The sequence below is a fragment of the Shuttleworthella sp. MSX8B genome (assembly GCF_000524295.1).
GTDB classification, from domain to species: Bacteria; Bacillota; Clostridia; order Lachnospirales; family Lachnospiraceae; genus Shuttleworthia; species Shuttleworthia satelles.
Window position 1 is genome coordinate 19172 of record NZ_JAQT01000027.1, and the last position, 18500, is coordinate 37671.

An 18500-nucleotide genomic window follows, 5' to 3' on the forward strand; every position below is an offset into this window, starting at 1 on the left:
AATCTCCTTAGTTTTGTTTTACGTGTGGATGGTTTCGAACACACGGCAGGGACTATCTGTCCCACTTATTGCTCAGTGCATCGATCTGATCGGCGAACTTGCCCAGATCCTTGTTGGCCCCTCCCTCAGACCGGCGAATGACTGCCATAAGCCTCTCTCCCGCAGCCACAAGGCGACCGAAGACAGCAGAAGACGTACGCGCCTTCCCCGGGACCTTCTCCTTCCTGACATGGCTTCCGACGGCGACCTGATCTCCTGTGATCAGGTCAAAACTGTCCCCGGAATAGGGGGCATAGCTGTCATAGCCGCATGTCTCCTTGATCGCGGCGGCAAAGGCATCCGTCACCTGATCCTCTCCGTGTACGACAAAAACCCTGGACGGAGCCTCCTTAAACCCGCCAAGCCACTCCAGAAGCATGTTCCGGTCGGCGTGGCCGGAGATGCCGGGCAGCTCGCAGATCTGAGCCCTGACCTCCACTTCCTCTCCGAAGAGCTTGATGTGTCTGGCTCCATTTAAGAGGTTGTAGCCCAGGGTTCCCGGAACCTGATAGCCGACAAAGATCACGGAGGACTCCGGCCTCCAGAGATTGTGCTTCAGATGATGGCGGATCCGGCCAGCCTCACACATACCGGACGCGGAGATGATCAACTTGGGTTTCTCATCGAAATTGATGGCCTTGGACTCCTCAGAGGAGACCGCCACCCGCAGCCCCGGGAAAGCGATGGGATTGATTCCCTTCTGCACCAGCTCCAGGGCCTCCTGGTCAAAGCACTCCGAGACAGACTTGTTGAAGACATTCGTCGCCTCCACCGCCAGAGGAGAGTCCATATAGACTTCGAAATCGGTGTAAGGGGCGGGAATCAGCCCCTCCTCCTTGATCCTTCGGATATAGTAGAGCAGCTCCTGGGTTCTTCCCACGGAGAAGGCCGGAATCACGATGTTTCCGCCCCTCTTTAAGGTGTCCAGTATCACCTGGGCAAGCGGGACCGCGAAGTCCTGAGGCTTGTCGTGAACCCGGTCCCCATAGGTGGACTCTATCAACACGTAATCCGCGTCTGTCACATGCTCCGGATTCTTGATCAGCGGCCGGTCATGATTGCCGAGGTCTCCGGAAAATACGATCTTGCGCTCTATCCCATTTTCCCTGAGCCAGATCTCGATGAAAGAAGACCCCAGCAGATGTCCAGCGTCATTGAATCTGACTTGAATCCCCTCGCTGACCTCTATCTTGCGTCCATAGGCAATTCCCTCAAAGAGCTGCAGCGTCTTTTCCGCGTCCCTGCTTGTGTACATGGGCTCTACCAGCTGTCCCCCGCTTCGCTGCGCCTTGCGGTTCTTCCACTCCGCCTCCTGCTCCTGAATATGGGCAGAATCCTTGAGCATAATATTGCAGAGCTGCCTGGTCGCCTCTGTGGAAAAGATCGTTCCCCGAAAGCCGTGTACATAGAGCAGGGGCAAAAGGCCGGAATGATCGATATGGGCATGGGTCACAAAAATATAGTCCAGGTCAGACGGATTGACCGGAATCTCCTGATTCTCATAGATATCCGCCCCCTGTTCCATACCGCAGTCCACCAGGAACTTCTTATCCCCTGCCTCCACATAGTGACAGGATCCGGTCACCTCATGCGCGGCTCCAATAAATGTAATTTTCATCCTTCCCCCTCTCTGCTCCCCTTTTCGGAAGTTCCTGTCCTCTTGTCATGCCTGGTCAGATGGATTTCCACTTCCCTCTCATCCTTTTCATAAAACCGCTCCTTTTCACCTTCCTCCCGGCCGACTTGCTCCAGGTAATCAAATGCCGGCAGATAGCAATTGGCCCGCTTCCAGACCAGGCGCCCCGGGATCTTCCTCCCCTCAAAGCGGCTCTCATCCATATTGTGAAAGAGGTCCGCCATCTTGGTTCTGCGGGCCAGGGGATTGACCGCCAGTCTCTTGATATAGTCCAGATAGGGCATGCTCTTGTCATGGGTCAAAAGTTCCACCGCGTCCGCGATTTCATCTCCAAAGATCGACCGGATGTCCTCGACGGTCGCGGAAGAATCCTCTACCGTATCGTGGAGCCAGGCAACGCATTTCTCCTTGGGGTCGCGAAGAAGCGAGGCCACTGTGCGCGGATGCTCGATATAGGGCACCCCGCATTTGTCTGTCTGTCCCGCGTGGCACTTCCTGGCATAAGCCTCTGCTGCTTTGACCAGTTCCAGATCGGTCATGCTCTCACCTCGTCCAGAATCTACGTTTGCTGCTACCATTATAGCCGAAAGAAATCCCCCTGTGTTTCTCCATCGGGAATTTTCACAGGGGGTAACCGGTTTTGATCTACCAGGAAGAACCGCCGCCGCCGCCGGAGCCGCCCCCGGAGAAACCTCCGCCGGAGCCGCCCCCAAAACTTCCGCTGCCGAAATCTCCCCAGGAGGAGGAATCGGATGCCGGAAGCGTGACAGACGCGTGATAGATATCGTGATTGACCGCGTTCATCAGGCTGGAAAAATAATAGTAGTCCCAGAAGGCATCTCCCCTGTCAGCACCCGCCAGATAGGACGGAGCAGGCATGGTAATGTCCTTGAATTTGTCCATCCAAACCTTCGATACGCCCAGAACATAGGCAAAGGGGATAATGTTGTAGAAGTACTGGGGATTCTCATCCACCAGCATCTGTAGGCGATCTTTCTCAGCGGTCTGCAAAAAGGTCCGAAAACCGAGGATCCGCCCGTAGATCTCATCTCCTTTGCTCGTGCGCTTGGGCATAAAGTGCATAAAGAAGGCGATGATCAGAGTAGCCGTGATCGCGACCAGAAGTCGAAGCAAAAGTCCTCCGGTAAAATAATTAAAAAAGCCTGCCAGAGAGGATAAAAAGCTCTTCCCCGCATAGAAGATCAGAGCCAGAAATATCCAGGAGCTGGCAATGCGCCACAAAAGGGCCGGAATACTGAGTCCGCTGACCCCGCCGACACTGATGCCTCCGATCCTGACCAATCCGGCGACATGGACGGCAACAAAGCTCATAATCGCCGCGACAATCAAGCCACTGATGAAAGAGGCCAAAGTCGAAGCTCCCTCCGCGTTAAGCCCGCTGAAAATGGCCACGAAGGAAATCAGAGCCACGAATATCAGAAGGATCGCGTCGATCAAAAACTCCTGGTTCGTGTAATTCTCCTCCTTTACCTTGGAGTGCAGATTCTCCTGTCTCAGAATCGCCTCGCAGGTCTCATGAAAGCTGCCCTTTAAGTCGGAATGCTTGACCTTGCTCCCAGATTTAAAGAAGCCCTGCATGAAGAGACGCTCACTCTCGTTGCTCCCCTTGTAGTGGGATACGCGCTCAAAACTGATATTTTTCGTAAGGCCCCCGGAAAAGGGAAGGTCCCCGCCGCTTTCTCTCTTCTTATCCCGGATGGTCAGATAGCCTTCATTGGCCAGGTAGGGGATCAAAGAGGGAATATCCGACATACTGACCTTGCCGTGATAGGCCATGGCTACATCCAGACTGTTATAGCCCTCCGGCGGGTAGAACTGAACACTCTCCACAACCTTTCTGTCATTGCCAAAGATGAACCAGAAAATCACCGCCACAAAAATGCCTAAAAGGGCAAGTCCGATGACCAGAAAGAGACTATAGTCCACAGGATAGGTGTAATAGCCCTCCGGCAGAGTCATACGGACGGTAAAGCCCTGATTGCTCTTCAGCTGGCGCATCAGCTTACCCTGGACCGTATTTCCCTTGATCTGATAGAGTGTGTCTCCCGTTCGGCCGCTTCCATATCCTCCGGAGGTAAAACCAAGGCTCTTCGCCTGGTCCTCGGTGATCTCCTTTGGCATCGTAATCTGAAAGCTGACATTGCCGATCGTTGTATTCCAGCTGGTTCCGATCAGATTATAGTAGAATTCATCCGCTCCCTTCAGAGTATCCTTGCCCAGCTGATAGCGGTAGGAAATGGTATAAGTCTTGGGACCGTAGACATAGGCGCCTGCATCCCCCATCTTAATCCTGACCTTTCCATTGGACCTCTCCACACTGGACTTGACATTGGCCCGGACATCCGTCACCCTGGCCCGAAAGCTGCTTGAACTCCCGTCCTCTCTCCGATAAGTCCCCGTCGTCGGAATCGTGCGGATCAGACCATGCTTTTGACTTGTAAAATAGGCCGCGAAGGTCTCTTTGACCTCATAGGTATTATCCTCCTTCACCTGGACATCAACGTGATAGGAATCCATCACATAGCCGTCCGCCAGGCCGTCGCTGCCATCGTGACTCGGGATCAAATCCTCACTGGGAGTCAGATCCAGCTTGTCCGTATTTCCAAAGACATTGTCCGCGGCATGGGCGGGCATGCCGAACAAAAGACACGACTGCAGCAGGAGTCCGAGAGCAAGGATAACAGCGCCAAGCCCTCTTCTGCGCATTCTGTATTTCATCCCTTCTCTCCTTCTACTGTTCAAAATCATTTCCCGCATAGAGTTTGGCCGGGGGCAAATGAAGCATATCGGCGATCAGATTGCCCGGGAAGGTCTCAATTCTCTGATTGTAGCTTCTGGCGCATCCGTTGAAATAGCGAACGGCGTATTCCAGATCCTGGTCTTCCTTCTTCTTTTCTTCCTCGGTCATCCCTTTTGCCTGCTTCTCCTCATAAGCCCTGCGGACAGACTCCATGGTGGCCAGAGCCTCCTCTGTCTGCTTACGCAGGCCTGCAATCCCGTTGTAGCTGACCACATAGACCACGATCGCAGCCAGGATGATAAGACCGACGATTACAGCGATAAATGCCATTCTATTTCCTCCTCATCTCTCGCACGATAATGCACAGACGCACCATCTGCAACTCTTACACATTGCCGGAATCAGGCAGATCCCTTCTCCTGGGATTGGGGCAGTACCGTGCGCATGGTCACCCTGGGGCCGCCCTTATGTTCAATGTAATCTTCTGTAATCTCCACCTCTCCGATATCCGGATCCTTGGGGATCTCATACATGATATCCATCATGTACTCCTCGATGATGGCGCGCAGGGCTCTGGCTCCCAGCTCCTCTTCAGCCGCTTTTCTTGCGATGGCGCGGAAGGCTCCGTCTGAGAAGGTCAGCCTGACTTCATCCAGGGCCAGGAGCTTCTGATACTGCTTGATAATCGCGTTTTTCGGTTCCGTCAGAATGCGGACGAACATATCCTCGTCCAGCTGTTCAAAGGCCGTGACAATGGGAAGTCTCCCCAAAAACTCCGGAATCATGCCGAAATTGCGCAAGTCCTCACTCCGAACCTTCTCCAGGATGTGGACATCCTTACCGACATCCCCTCTGAGCTCTGATGTAAAGCCCATGGAGGAACGCTTGGAGAGCCGCTCTTTGATAATGTCCTCAAGGCCCGGAAAAGCGCCGCCCACAATAAAGAGAATATTCCTTGTATTCACGGTCGTCATGGGCACCATTGCGTTCTTGGAAGAGGCCCCCACGGGCACTTCCACTTCCGCCCCCTCTAAGAGCTTGAGCATCCCCTGCTGCACGCTCTCGCCGGAGACATCCCGTGAGTGGGTGTTCTTCTTCTTGGCCAGCTTGTCGATCTCATCGACAAAAATGATCCCCTGCTCTGCCCGGTCTACGTCGTTATCAGCGGCGGCGAGAAGCTTGGAAACCACGGACTCAATATCGTCTCCGATATAGCCGGCCTCCGTCAGGGAAGTGGCATCCGTGATTGCTAAGGGCACATCCAAAAGTCTGGCTAAGGTGCGAACCATGTAGGTCTTTCCGCTTCCGGTCGGCCCGATGATCAGAATATTGGACTTCTCGATATCAACTCCATCCAGATCCTCCGGCGTTCCCAGTTCTCTCTGATTCTCCTGCTCGGAGGCGATGCGCTTGTAGTGGTTGTAGACAGCCACGGAGATCATCTTCTTCGCCTTGTCCTGTCCCACCACATACTGGTCCAGCTGTTCCTTGATCTTATGTGGGGCGGGGATATCCTTGATATTCAGTGTGGGATAGTCGTCCTCATCCTTCTGCCCGTCGGCCCCGCTCTTCTCTCCCGGCTTCGTCCGCTTCTTGATCCTGGGCCCCTGGCCCATTCCCATCATGCCGCCATTGAAGAGGTCGCCCAGATTAAACATGCCAAAGCCGGGAAAACCGGCAAAGGGATTATTCGAATTCTGTCCGGGGTCCTGATTGGGGCTGGTCTTAACTTCCTGACCCGGGTCCTGATTGGGGTTTTCCCTGTCTTCTCCGGTATTTTGTTCCAGGCGGTCCTTAGGATCCGGAGTTTTCTCCCCGGAATTTCCTGCCGGGTTTTCATCAGACCCCCTGTCAGCGGTTTGCGCCGACTCCTGCCCCTGTGTCAACTGATCCTGTCGCAGGGGGCTTCCGTCCGGGTTGACCACATCTGACTTCAGAGCATTCCGATCGGGGCTTTTCGGATCTGTCTTCCCGGAGACGCCCGGCATCATCTGCTGCAGCAAGCCGGGATCCATGGGAAAGCCCATCCGCTCGATTGTCTCAAGGCTCTTTTGCATACAGTCGGCACAGATGGTCAGATTGCCCGGCAGATGGATCATCTTGCCGGCGACGGAAGAATTGCGGTGGCATACACTGCAGATCTCCTCATAATTGTTGTCATCAGACATATATTCCCTCTATCTCCTACAGATATTTCTTTACTCTCTCTCGTTTTCATCCCGCAGAGCGAAATGGGCCTCCGATCAATCCAACTGTCTTCATTCTGCCTCTTCATTCCCTGCCGCGTTCTCGATCACCTGGTCCATCAGGTCCCAGATATCCTCTCTTCCCTGCTTGGTCAAAGCGGAAAAGGGGATGATGATGGTATCCTCATCCGCCTTGAGCTCCTCTTTCATCTGCCTGAGCTGGCCCGGGATCTGCGATCGCTTGATCTTATCCGCCTTGGTCGCGATGACAATGGCCTGGTAGCCCATATACTGAATCCAGTCGAACATCTGCTTGTCATTGGCATTGGGCCTGTGACGAATATCCAGCAAGAGAAAGACCGCCGCCAGCTGCTCTGACGTGACCAGATACTTCTCAATCATCTTCCCCCAGGCCGCCTTCTCTTCCCTGGAGACCCTGGCAAAGCCGTAGCCGGGCAGATCAACGCAGTAGATCTGATCGTTGATCCTGTAGTAGTTGATCGTCTGCGTCTTGCCCGGCTGAGAAGAGGTCCTGGCATAGGCCTTGCGGTTCATAAGAGCATTGATCAGAGAGGACTTGCCCACATTGGATCGTCCCGCAAAAGCCACTTCCGGCAGCTGATTTTTGGGGAGAGCGGATGTAATTCCCGCCACCGTCTCCAGTTCCACACTGCGGATGACCATCATTGACTCACTTTCTGGGCCAGGAGCATGTTCTCATCCACCATCTGATCCGTGACGGTCAGCTCCTTGACAGAGTCATCGCTCGGAATCTCATACATGGAATCCATCATGACATTCTCCATGATCGACCGAAGACCTCTGGCTCCGGTCTTTCGCTCGATCGACTTCCTGGCGATTTCTCGCAGGGCCTCCTCCGTGAAGGTGAGCCTGGTGTCATCCATGGCAAAAAGAGCCTCATACTGCTTGACGAGACTGTTCTTAGGCTCTGTCAGAATGTGTATCATGTCCTCTTCTGTCAGCTGATTCAAGGCGACATTGATGGGCACGCGGCCGATGAACTCGGGGATCAGGCCGAACTTGACGAAATCCTGAGGCAGAACCTGTCTTAAGAGATCTCCGATCCTCCGATTCTTCTTGTCTACGATATTGGCTCCAAAGCCCATGGAACCGGCTTCAATCCGCTGCTCGATGATCTTCTCCAGTCCGTCGAAGGCGCCGCCGCAGATGAAGAGAATATTGGTGGTATCGATCTGGATCAGCTCCTGTTGCGGGTGCTTGCGCCCTCCCTGGGGCGGAACAGAGGCCATAGTTCCCTCGATGATCTTGAGCAGGGCCTGCTGCACTCCCTCTCCGGAGACATCCCTGGTAATGGAGACATTCTCAGATTTCTTGGTAATCTTGTCGATCTCATCAATGTAGATAATTCCAAGCTGCGCCTTCTCGACGTCATAATCGGCAGCCTGGATCAGCTTGAGAATAATATTCTCCACATCCTCGCCGACATAACCGGCCTCTGTCAGTGTGGTCGCGTCCGCGATCGCGAAGGGGACGCCAAGAGTCCGGGCCAGGGTCTGCGCGAGCAGGGTCTTTCCGGAGCCGGTGGGCCCCAGCATTAAGACATTGGACTTCTGCAGCTCAACGTCAGTTTTATCCCCCTTCATAATCCTCTTGTAGTGATTATAGACTGCCACGGAAAGGACCTTCTTGGCCTCATCCTGACCGATGACATACTCGTCTAAGAAGGCCTTTAGCTCCTTTGGCTTCTTCAGGTTAATCTCAAAGCTCTCCCTCGGCTTGGCAAAACGCCCTTCCTCGGCAAAATCCTCATCGATGATCTCCGCGCAGATATCGACGCACTCGTCGCAGATATAGGCCCCGTTCGGGCCGGCAATCAGCTTGCGCACCTCCGACTGGGTCTTTCCGCAGAAAGAGCAGCGCACCTCACCGTCTTTTTTCTTGTTTGCCATCTTGCTCCTCATTGATAAAGACATGGCAAGGGCATCCCTGACGGGCTACCCTTGCTCTTGCTTCCTGTGTTTCACTTTAGCGGTGGTCAATAATCTGATCGATAATTCCGTACTCCAGAGCCTCTTTGGCGTCCAGATAGTGGTCGCGCTCTGTATCCGCCGCAACCTGCTCATAGGTCTTTCCGGTATTGTCCGCCAGAATCTGATTCATCTTGCGCTTGGTCTTTAAAATGCTCTCTGCGGCGATTTCAATCTCCGTCGCCTGGCCCTTGGCCCCACCGGAGGGCTGATGAATCATAATCTCCGCATTAGGCAGGGCATAGCGCTTGCCCTTGGCGCCGCCCGCCAAAAGGAATGCCCCCATGGAAGCAGCCATTCCGATGCAGATGGTTGAGACATCCGGTTTGATATAGTTCATCGTGTCATAGATGGCCATCCCGCAGGTCACCACCCCTCCGGGGGAATTGATATAGAGGTGAATATCCTTATTGGGATCCTCAGACTCCAAAAAGAGCAGCTGGGCCACAATCAGGGAAGCCGTCGTCTCATTGACGTCTTCACCCAGGAAGATAATCCGGTCCTTGAGGAGTCTTGAATAGATATCATAGCTCCTCTCTCCTCTGCTGTTCTGTTCAATTACATAAGGCATTGATGCCATAGAAATCCCTCTCTTTCATAAGAGACGAAAATGCCCCCACAAGGGAGCATTTCCACCTCTGTCTGCCTGTGATGCGATTACTCCTCTTTCTCGGGCTCTTCTTTCTTGTCCTCTTCCTTCTTCTCTACTTCTCTGACATTGTCGTAAATCAGGTCAACCGCCTTCTGGATCGCCAGATCCTTCTTCATATTCTCACGCTGGGACTCATCGACCAGCTCCTTGACCTTGTCCAGCTCCATCTTGTAGCTGTCAGCCATCTTCTTGAGTTCTTCCTCGACATCCTCGTCAGAGGCGACAAGTCCCTCCGCCTTGGCCAAAGCCTCGAGAACCAGAGAGGACTGAATCCTGCTCAGAGCGTCCGGGCGGGCCTGCTCACGGAACTGGGCCATGTTCATACCGGTAAACTGCAGGTACTGCTGCATGGACAATCCCTGCTGAGCCATATTCTGAGAGAATTCATTCATCATCTGATCCAGCTGGAAGTCGACCATGGGATCCGGGATCTCCATCTCAGAAGCCTCAGCAAGCTTGGCGACAGCCTCGTCCTGCTGGGTCCGCTTTGCCTGCTCCTTCTTGCGCTCCTCCAGCTTCTTCCTGACATCCGCCTTATACTCATCGAGGCTGTCAAACTCGGAAACATCCTGGGCAAACTCGTCGTCCAGGTCCGGGAGCTCGGTCGTCTTGACCTCGTTGACCTTGACCTTGAAGCTTGCCGCCTTGCCTGCCAGACTCTTCTCCTGGTAATTCTCAGGGAAGGTGACATTGACCTCGAGCTCATCTCCGGCGCTATGGCCGATCAGCTGATCCTCAAAATTGTCAATGAAGGAACCAGAACCGATCTTGAGATCGTAGTTCTCTCCCTTGCCCCCGTCAAATGCCTGTCCGTCGACAAAACCCTCAAAGTTGATGTTGGCTGTGTCACCCTTTTCAATGGCGCGATCTACGGTGACGGTACGGGAGTTCTTATTGCGCTCCAAATCAATCTCCGTATTCACTTCATCATCCGTGACGTCCGTATCGATCTTGGTCACTTCGATTCCCTTGTAGTCGGCCAGCTTTACCTCCGGCTTCACGGCGACCTCGGCCGTAAAGATGAAGTTCTTGCCCTTCTCAAGCTGCTCAATATTGATCTTTGGCTGTGAGGCGATCTCTAAACCGCACTCGTCATATGCCCTGGGATATTCCTTTGAGAGCAGGTCGTTGGCGGCATCGTCATAGAAGACCTGGGGTCCGTACATCTTCTCAACCAGCTGTCTGGGCACCTTGCCCTTGCGGAAACCGGGAACGGAAATCGACTTCTTCTGCTTCTGATATGCTCTCTCAAGAGCCTTCTCAAGCTCAGCCGCGTCGACCTCGACGGTCAGCTTCGCCATATTCTTCTCTAAATTTTCAACCTTAACGCTCATTTCCTGCTCCTCCTTGTCAGCCGCCGAAGCGCACGACGGGACACGTGTATTCCACTGTTTCCTCAGCACCTATCGCGAATCCGCGTATAAGTGCACAAACAAATGGGATTATAGCATAGGCCTTTCCTCTTCTGCAAACCCTCTGGACTGAATCACACGCACGACAGAATCGACGTATTTCCGGCAGGTCTCCTCATTTACGGCCTCAACCATAACCCTTACCAAAGGCTCTGTTCCCGAAGCTCTGACCAGGATTCTCCCATCGTCTCCCAGAGCCTGCTCTGCCGCTCTGACAGCGGCCAGGACCTCTTCATCCTTCTGGGCGGCCTCCTTGTCCGTCACACGGACATTCTCCAGAACCTGGGGATACATGACGCAGTCCCCCGCCAGTTCTTTCAGGCTCTTGCCCTGCTCAATACAGGCCTCCATAATCTTTAAGGCCGTCAGGATACCATCGCCGGTCGTCGCGTGCCGGCTGAAGATAATGTGGCCGGACTGCTCCCCGCCCAGGGAGAAGTGATTGGCAGACATATTCTCATAGACATAGCGGTCTCCGACAGCCGTCTTCTCGTAGCGGATCCCGGCCCGGTCCAATGCCTTGTAGAGTCCCAGATTCGACATGACAGTGGTCACAATGGTGTTCTTGTGCAGCTGTCCGCGCTCATTTAAGAATCTGCCGCAGACATACATGATCTGATCGCCGTTGACCAGACAACCGTTCTCGTCGACAGCCAGACAGCGGTCCGCGTCCCCGTCGAAGGCAAAGCCGACCTCGCAGCCCTCGGCGATCACATAGTGCTGCAGGGCCTCGATATGCGTCGAACCGCACCCGTCATTGATATTGGTCCCGTTCGGCGTATTGTTGATCACATGGGTATCGGCTCCCAGAGCATCAAAGACAGATTTCGCCACACTGGAGGCGGACCCGTTGGAGCAGTCAATCGCGATCCTGCGGCCCCTGAAGGATCTGGTCTCCGTCGCGATCAAATAGCCCATATAGCGGTTTCGGCCGGCGGCGAAATCGACGGTGCGGCCGATTTTGGTCCCGGTGGCCAGGGGGAGTTCTCCCATCTTCCCGTCCAAATAGGCCTCAATCTTCTCAATGATATCATCGGACAGCTTCTCTCCCGCCCCGTTGATGACCTTGATCCCATTGTCATAGTAGGGGTTGTGCGAAGCGGAAATCATGACTCCGCAGTCAAAGTCCTCTGTCCTCGCCTCGTAGGAGACAGAGGGCGTCGTCGTGACATGCATCAGATAGCAGTCCGCTCCCGTCGAGGTGATGCCTGCTGCCAGAGCGTACTCGAACATATAGGAGGACCGCCGGGTATCCTTGCCCATGACAATGCGGGTCTCCTCGCCCTCCTTCTTATTCCTGCTGTAATACCAGCCCAGAAACTTGCCGACGCGAAACGCGGCGTCAGCCGTCAGCACTACATTGGCCTCACCCCGATATCCGTCCGTTCCGAAATACTTGCCCATAAATCTACCTCACGCAAAAGAAAATCAATTTCTGATCATCGCCGGGCGGTCGGCATATCCTCTTCTCGCCGACCCCACATAAAGGCGAAGGCTATTATAACATTTCCTATACGCCTGCCATAGCCGCGCCGCCCTTTGAGCTCCTGGAGGCCAGATACTGGATCAGGACACAGACCGCTATGACCACGATGCCGATGATGTCCGTCAGCGCCCTGGGATCGATCAGCATAAGGCCTCCGAGGGCAAAGAGAACGCGGACGACAGGATTTATTTTTGCCAGAAGATACCCCTCGAAGGCAGAAGCGACGCCGAAGATCCCGATCAGGGAGGTCACCGTTATCTGAATAATCGTCGGCACCGTCGTATTGATCAGAAGCAGGGCCGGGTTATAGCAGAAGACATAGGGCACGATAAAGATGGCAATGGCCAGTCTCGAGGCGTTGAATGCCGTTTTCATGGGATTGGACCTGGCGATGGCGGATCCCGCGTAGGCTGCCAGCGCGACCGGGGGCGTAATATCCGCGACAATACCAAAATAGAACACAAAGAAGTGGGCCGCCAGAGTCGGCACCCCCATGCGGATTAAAATAGGCGCCGTGGTCGCCGCCATGATGGCGTAATTGGCAGTCGTCGGCACCCCCATGCCCAAAACAATGCAGACAAGCATGGTCAAGAGCAGGGCGATGATCAGGCGGTTTCCCGCCAGCCCCACAATACCGTTTACAAGTTCATTTGCCAATCCGGTCATGGTGATAATGCCGGAAATAATGCCGGCCACGCCGCAGGCTGCTCCCACCGTAATGGAGGACTGGCCGCCTGCCATAAGGGCATCGACGATCTTGCCCGGCGTAATCCGATTGTCCTTGTGAAAGAGAGAGACCAGGATCGACAGCAGGATACAGATGGCCGCCGCTTTCTGCATGGTCATCACATTGGCGGATACCCAGTAGACCAGCATGACCAGGGGGAGAAGCAGATAGATCTTCTTAAAGAGCTCCTTCGCCCTTGGCAGGTTCTCAGGCTCTTCTCCCTTGAGGCCCAGCCGCTTGGCCTCCAGGTGCACGGTGATGAAAATCCCTGCGAAATAGAGAAAAGCCGGAATAATGGCCCGGCTGATGATATCAGAGTAAGGGATCCCAACAAAATCCGCCATCAGAAAGGCCGCCGCTCCCATAATCGGCGGCATGATCTGGCCTCCCGTCGAGGAAGCCGCCTCAACGGCCCCCGCGAACTCGGGGCGATAGCCGGTCTTTTTCATCATAGGAATAGTGACAGACCCGGTCGTCACGGTATTTCCTACCGAAGAACCGGATACCATGCCGCAGAGGGCGGAGGAGATAACCGCCACCTTGGCGGGGCCTCCCGAGAAGCGACCGGCTATGGAGTTTGCCAGGTCGATAAAGAAGCCCGAAATCCCTGTTCTCTCCAAAAAGGCGCCAAAGATGATAAAGATCACAATGTACTTAGACGCGACATTGACGGGCGTCGCGAAAATCCCCTCTTTCGTGTAGAAGAGATTGCGGATCAGGTAGCGGACACGACCAAAGAAGTCCGGATTGGTCAGACCATAAAAAGCTGCGTAGAGGATAAAAAAACCGGCCACTAAAAGGATGGGAATCCCGACACAGCGACGGGTCACCTCGATCAAAGCGGCAACAGCGACAATCCCTACCAGAATCTGAAGAACTGTGAAATGCGTTCCCTGGAGGACGATGCTCTTTGCGTTAAACGTGAAGTAGAGGTAGGAACCGGTCCCCAGAATGGTGAAAATCAGGTCATACCAGGGCATGTGATTCTCTCTCTGCTCTCCTCTTTTGGCCGGATAGACCAGGAAGCCCATCATGATGATCAGGGCCATAAAGGATGTCAGACGAATCTCCTCTAAAAATGTCGCAAACAAAGTCACATAAATGCAAAAAAGGGAAAAGCCCACCATAACACACTTGATAACCAGACCGGGCCTGCCGGTCCAGATGCGGGTGTTGGACTCTCGGTCATACTTCTTCATCACGGCGTCGACTTCCGCGGACGACACCGTCTGATTCATATCGCTCATCGGGACTCCTCTCTCACTCTTCTGACTTCACAATGACGCCGTGTTCCGCGTAGTACTTAGCTGCTCCCACGTGGAAGGGAATATCGATCCCCTGCGTTGCCGATGACACGGACAGTTCCTTGCCCTTGGCATTCTCCCTGGCGATGTCCTGGCTGTGGTCAAAAATGGCTGCCGTCAGCTTGTAGACTGTATTCAGGTCCAGATTCTTTGAGACAAGAACCGTGGCCTTGATGGTCACCGTCTCGATCGGATCATTCTGCTTGGGATAGGTCCCGGCGGGCAGGGTCTGCGCGGCATAGAACTTGTTATCCGCCAGCAGACGGTCGCGGGTCGTTCCGTTAATCGGGACGATCTTTACCCCATTGGTTGTGGCCAGCTCGGTAATTGCCGTAACAGGAGCGCCAGCCACAATAAAAGCGGCGTCGATCTTGCCATCCTTTAAGGACTCCTTGGAATCCTCGAAGGACTGGTACTGGGGGCGAATCTCATCCAGGGAGATATCCGCCGCCTTCAGGACGTCTACGGCGTTGAAATAGACGCCGGAGCCGGTCGCGCCGATTGAGACGCTCTTGCCCTTTAAGTCAGAGACTGACTGGATCTTGTCGTCCATGGTAATGATCTGAACCGTCTCATTGTAGAGGGCCCCGAGGACGCGGAAGTCCCGGTTGGCGCCGGAGGACTCAAAGAGGCGGGTTCCATTCCAGGCATAGGTCATGACATCGGACTGGGCAAAGCCGAGCTGGTAGTCCCCATCAGAAATAGACTCAATATTGACCTTGGAGGCGCCGGTGGATACCGCCGTCACCTTAACTCCGGCAAAATTGGTCATATACTGAGATAAAACGCCTCCAAAGCTATAGTAGGTACCGGCGGTTCCGCCGGTTCCGAACATGAGGCGGTTCTGGCTGCCGCAGGACGCCAGAAAAAGCGCCGCAGCCAGTCCCATGGCAAGCAGGCAGCCCGCGCGCGATCTCTTCTTCCTTGTCATACTCTCTCCTCTTCTTCATGTCAATCCGTGGCTTCTTCACGTCAATCCACGGCTTCTTCATAGCAATCCATGGCAATCAAATGTCCGCTCCGCGCACAGAAGATTTTTCCCTCTTCTTTCGGACGCAAAGCCCCTGTCATGAGGAAAACTTTGACTTCAGCCAATCCAGGCCGTCTGACAGGCGCTCTCTCCATGCTTCAAGACCAAGAGCGGCGCCCTGTCCCCCTGTCGTCCTCTCCTGATTTTGTTCCGGGTTCTCCCAGAACAAACCCTTCCCCGAGAGCAGCTCCTCCCGGTGTTCCTGAATCAGAGGCAAAAGATCCTCTCCCTGATAGCGATCCCTCTCCTGATCCCTCGCAAATCCCCAGAGCAAAAAGGGCATGGGATCTACATCCGCGGGAATGCGCCCCTGCCGGATCCAGTCAGAAGCCATCTGGCGCAGCTTATTGCAGGCCGCTGTCAGATGTCTGCCCACAAGCTCCTCCGAAATCCCCATCGCCGCGGCGATCTCCTCCGGACTCATCGACAGCTCATAGTAGAAAAATCCGGCGAGAGATTCGGGCAGATTCATAATACGCAAGGCCGTCACAAGGCGGTTTCCGGCCCTCTCGTAGGGATTGTTCCTGTCATCCTCCCTGCTCTGTGGCAGGCAAACCGAGGACAGAAGCTCCCTCTTGGCATAGCCCTGGCTCACGGTCTCTTTCTGCGCGAAAATTTTGCGGTAATCCTCCTCGTGTACCTGAGCCAGCATGGTCATTCCGCTCGCGGCCACGATACGGTCCATCAGCTCCCCGGGGCCAACCCCCTCGCTGAGCATGGAGAGATACTGCTGGGCTCTGGCATAAGAAATCAGCAGAAGATCCAGCGTCAGCCGCTCATCCCTCATCAGGTAGGCGGCGGTATAATAGGCTCGGTCAATGGTCATCGAATACAGATCCGAGAGACTCTGCACCATATGAAAGCGCTCCCTTTCAAAAACATGCACACAATAACTTCTCTATTTTAGCACAGAAAAATTCCTCTCCTGAAAAAGATTTTCTGTCCTGCCAGGCCCGGACCTGTCAGCCGCATTCTCTCCTCTTTCCCCCCTCAGTTCTGGAAGCTTCCTGTGCTGATCTTCGGCACAGTAAAGCCCCTGGAGAAATAGTCTCCGTCCGACAGCTGATAGCTCCCGTCGGGATGACTGCTCCCATCCCTGTAATCGATTTCGATCCCAGGCTGCACATTGTAACAGAAGACGCAGAAGCTGACGCTCCTGCCGGCGTCTGAGACAGAGTAAGCCTCCATGAGCACGCCTCTGGCGACAAGCTCATTTTCCCTGAAAACGGGAGTCACCCGGTAGAGAAGGGAATTCCCTGTCCTCTTGACATAGGAAGCCGCCAGGTCCTCGAAGGGTTCCATCCCGCTCACATTCATATAGCGGGTTCCTGTGATCAGATTCTTGGGATTGGCGTTTTGGCCGGTCAGCTGATAACCGATCAAATGACAGCGATTGTAGAGATAGCGGTCTTTGATAATATCAGCGTATTTAATGGTATGCCAGCCGCTTGGCTTGACAGCTCCGATCTCCCCTCTCCTGGCTGTGGGCATGAGCTGCGGATTGATCTTTGCCCAGGCCACCCCACAGCGTCCCATAGAATCAAGCTCAGAATAGGACTGGCCCGAAAGACCGTCTGTTTCCTCCCTGCTGAAGTAGGGCCGATTCCTGTGCATGACGGCAAAAGCGGACCCCTCATAGGCGGGAATGTCCGCCGGATCAAACTGGTCCCTGCTCTCCTCTTCGCCTGTGCCTGATTGACCTGACGAATCCTTCGTCTGTCCCTGCCGGCCGTCTTCCTCCCTCGAAATCTGGCTGCTGCTTTCCCTCTCGGATTGACCGGCCCTCAGCGCGGTTGAACCGCAGCCATTCAGGCCGACCAAACCGGCCAGCGCCAGTCCGATCAGAAGTCCCCATCGCTTACTTCTTCCGCCAATCATGAACAAGCTCCCCTTTGAATCGCTTTTCTTAGAATCGTTTTTTCTCTGAACTGCTCTTTTTCTCTGAACTGCTCTTCGAATCGCTTTTCTCTCTGAATTACTTTTGACAGTATTACCTTTTCGACAGCGCTCCTTTTCAAAGATGAGCGCAAGAGAAGAGTGTGCGCGGCCCGTCAGCGAAAGGAATCGAAAACACGGATCAATTTCTCCTCTAACTCGTCAAAGTCTCTCTCCTGAAAGATCAGAGGCGGCAGCATTCGGATGACATCCCTGCCTGCCGTCAGAATGACCAGCCCCTCCTCTAAGGCCCTGGCCGCCACCTGCCCCGGTTCTAAGGTCGTCACAAGCCCGCGCATAAAGCCAATGCCCCGATAGGAGCTGATGAAGTCATAGCGATCTGCCATGCCCTGGAGTATTGCCTCGAAATACGGTGACAGGGCTGTCACATGCTCCGGGATTCTCCGCTGTCGCATCAGACGGATCGAGGCGGTCACTGCCGCGCATGCCAGGGGATTTCCTCCATAGGTAGTCCCGTGGTCTCCGGGGACCAGAGACGTCTGAGCCAAGTCCTGGCTGACACAAAAAGCTCCCACTGGCAGGCCGAGTCCCAGGGCCTTGGCCGTGGTCAGAATATCCGGGCGGATTCCATAGTCCTGATAGGCGAACATTCGCCCGCTGCGCCCCATACCGCACTGAATCTCATCGACGATCATCAGAATGCCGCGCTCATCACAAATCCGGCGGATCCCGCGCAGGAATTCCCTGCTGGCCGGGATGATCCCTCCTTCTCCCTGCACGGTCTCCAGGATAATGGCGCAGACCCCTTCCTCCAGCTGATTCTTAACGGACTCCAGATTGTTAAATTCAGCATAGCAGACCCCATCCATCAGGGGATAAAAGGGGGTGCGATAATGTTCTGTTCCTGTGACAGATAAGGCTCCAACCGTTCTGCCATGGAAGCTGTGCTTCATGGCTATGATTTTCTGACCGGCCTTCGGGTTTTTCAGATAAGCATGCTTTTTGGCAGTTTTTAAGGCTCCCTCGATTGCCTCGGCGCCGGAGTTGGTGAAAAAGACCCGGTCCATACCGGTCACCTGAGTCACTGCCTCTGAGGCGGCCGCGAGCTGGGGCGTATAATAGAGATTGGAGCTGTGAATCAGCCGTTCCAGCTGCTCGTGCAGAATACAGTTGTATTCCGGATCACCATATCCCAGAGCCATGACCCCGATCCCGGAGCCCGCGTCCAGGTATTTCTTCCCGTCCGTATCATAGAGGTATACCCCCTGCCCGTGGTCAAAGACGACGGGAAAGCGATTGTAGACATGAAAGAGGTTCTCTTCTGCCCTTTTGATGTATTCCTCCTGCTTCATACCGGTCCTC

General features: G+C 54.4%; 15 protein-coding genes. All 15 read right to left on the reverse strand.

Going from position 1 to position 18500, the window contains the following annotated elements; translation table 11 throughout:
- Positions 1-52: 52 nt before the first annotated feature.
- The 15 genes from HMPREF1508_RS06420 to HMPREF1508_RS06490 all read right to left on the reverse strand — a co-directional run bounded on the left by HMPREF1508_RS06420 (position 53) and on the right by HMPREF1508_RS06490 (position 18490).
- Entirely contained in the window at positions 53-1657 is a 1605-nt protein-coding gene (locus tag HMPREF1508_RS06420; protein ID WP_044960505.1) for an MBL fold metallo-hydrolase RNA specificity domain-containing protein, read from the reverse strand.
- A complete protein-coding gene (locus HMPREF1508_RS09700) occupies positions 1654-2214 on the reverse strand; it encodes an HD domain-containing protein (protein ID WP_049906918.1) in 561 nt (186 codons plus the stop codon). The genes HMPREF1508_RS06420 and HMPREF1508_RS09700 overlap by 4 nt, the downstream gene beginning before the upstream one ends.
- A gap of 106 nt (positions 2215-2320) precedes the next feature.
- Complete coding sequence (locus tag HMPREF1508_RS06430) at positions 2321-4414, reverse strand: DUF2207 domain-containing protein (protein ID WP_044960507.1); 2094 nt, start codon at positions 4412-4414, stop codon at positions 2321-2323.
- Between the two features lie 13 nt (positions 4415-4427).
- Positions 4428-4766: a LemA family protein gene (locus HMPREF1508_RS06435; RefSeq protein ID WP_044960509.1), complete on the reverse strand. Its 339-nt coding sequence runs from the start codon at positions 4764-4766 to the stop codon at positions 4428-4430.
- Positions 4767-4837: 71 nt separating this feature from the next.
- Positions 4838-6604: an ATP-dependent Clp protease ATP-binding subunit ClpX gene (gene clpX / locus HMPREF1508_RS09970; RefSeq protein WP_084640274.1), complete on the reverse strand. Its 1767-nt coding sequence runs from the start codon at positions 6602-6604 to the stop codon at positions 4838-4840.
- A gap of 90 nt (positions 6605-6694) precedes the next feature.
- The gene (gene yihA, locus HMPREF1508_RS06445; RefSeq protein ID WP_044960594.1) at positions 6695-7306 is read right to left on the reverse strand and encodes a ribosome biogenesis GTP-binding protein YihA/YsxC; all 612 of its coding nucleotides are present in this window, start codon (positions 7304-7306) and stop codon (positions 6695-6697) included.
- Positions 7306-8553: an ATP-dependent Clp protease ATP-binding subunit ClpX gene (clpX, locus tag HMPREF1508_RS06450; RefSeq protein WP_044960513.1), complete on the reverse strand. Its 1248-nt coding sequence runs from the start codon at positions 8551-8553 to the stop codon at positions 7306-7308. Before clpX (HMPREF1508_RS06450) ends, yihA begins: the two co-directional genes overlap by 1 nt.
- 76 nt (positions 8554-8629) lie before the next feature.
- A complete protein-coding gene (gene clpP / locus HMPREF1508_RS06455; protein WP_044960515.1) occupies positions 8630-9211 on the reverse strand; it encodes an ATP-dependent Clp endopeptidase proteolytic subunit ClpP in 582 nt (193 codons plus the stop codon).
- A gap of 77 nt (positions 9212-9288) precedes the next feature.
- Entirely contained in the window at positions 9289-10617 is a 1329-nt protein-coding gene (gene tig, locus HMPREF1508_RS06460; protein ID WP_044960517.1) for a trigger factor, read from the reverse strand.
- A gap of 108 nt (positions 10618-10725) precedes the next feature.
- Entirely contained in the window at positions 10726-12099 is a 1374-nt protein-coding gene (gene glmM / locus HMPREF1508_RS06465; protein WP_044960519.1) for a phosphoglucosamine mutase, read from the reverse strand.
- Positions 12100-12205: 106 nt separating this feature from the next.
- Positions 12206-14155, reverse strand: coding sequence for a TRAP transporter permease (locus HMPREF1508_RS06470; protein WP_044960521.1), 1950 nt, complete (start codon positions 14153-14155; stop codon positions 12206-12208).
- 13 nt (positions 14156-14168) lie between these two features.
- Positions 14169-15143, reverse strand: a complete 975-nt coding sequence (locus HMPREF1508_RS06475; protein ID WP_044960524.1) for a TAXI family TRAP transporter solute-binding subunit — start codon at positions 15141-15143, stop codon at positions 14169-14171.
- Positions 15144-15279: 136 nt separating this feature from the next.
- The gene (locus HMPREF1508_RS06480; RefSeq protein ID WP_044960527.1) at positions 15280-16128 is read right to left on the reverse strand and encodes a sigma-70 family RNA polymerase sigma factor; all 849 of its coding nucleotides are present in this window, start codon (positions 16126-16128) and stop codon (positions 15280-15282) included.
- 104 nt (positions 16129-16232) lie between these two features.
- The gene (locus tag HMPREF1508_RS06485; protein ID WP_049906919.1) at positions 16233-17120 is read right to left on the reverse strand and encodes a DNA/RNA non-specific endonuclease; all 888 of its coding nucleotides are present in this window, start codon (positions 17118-17120) and stop codon (positions 16233-16235) included.
- Between the two features lie 173 nt (positions 17121-17293).
- Positions 17294-18490, reverse strand: a complete 1197-nt coding sequence (locus HMPREF1508_RS06490) for an aspartate aminotransferase family protein (protein WP_044960530.1) — start codon at positions 18488-18490, stop codon at positions 17294-17296.
- Between the last annotated feature and the right edge of the window lie 10 nt (positions 18491-18500).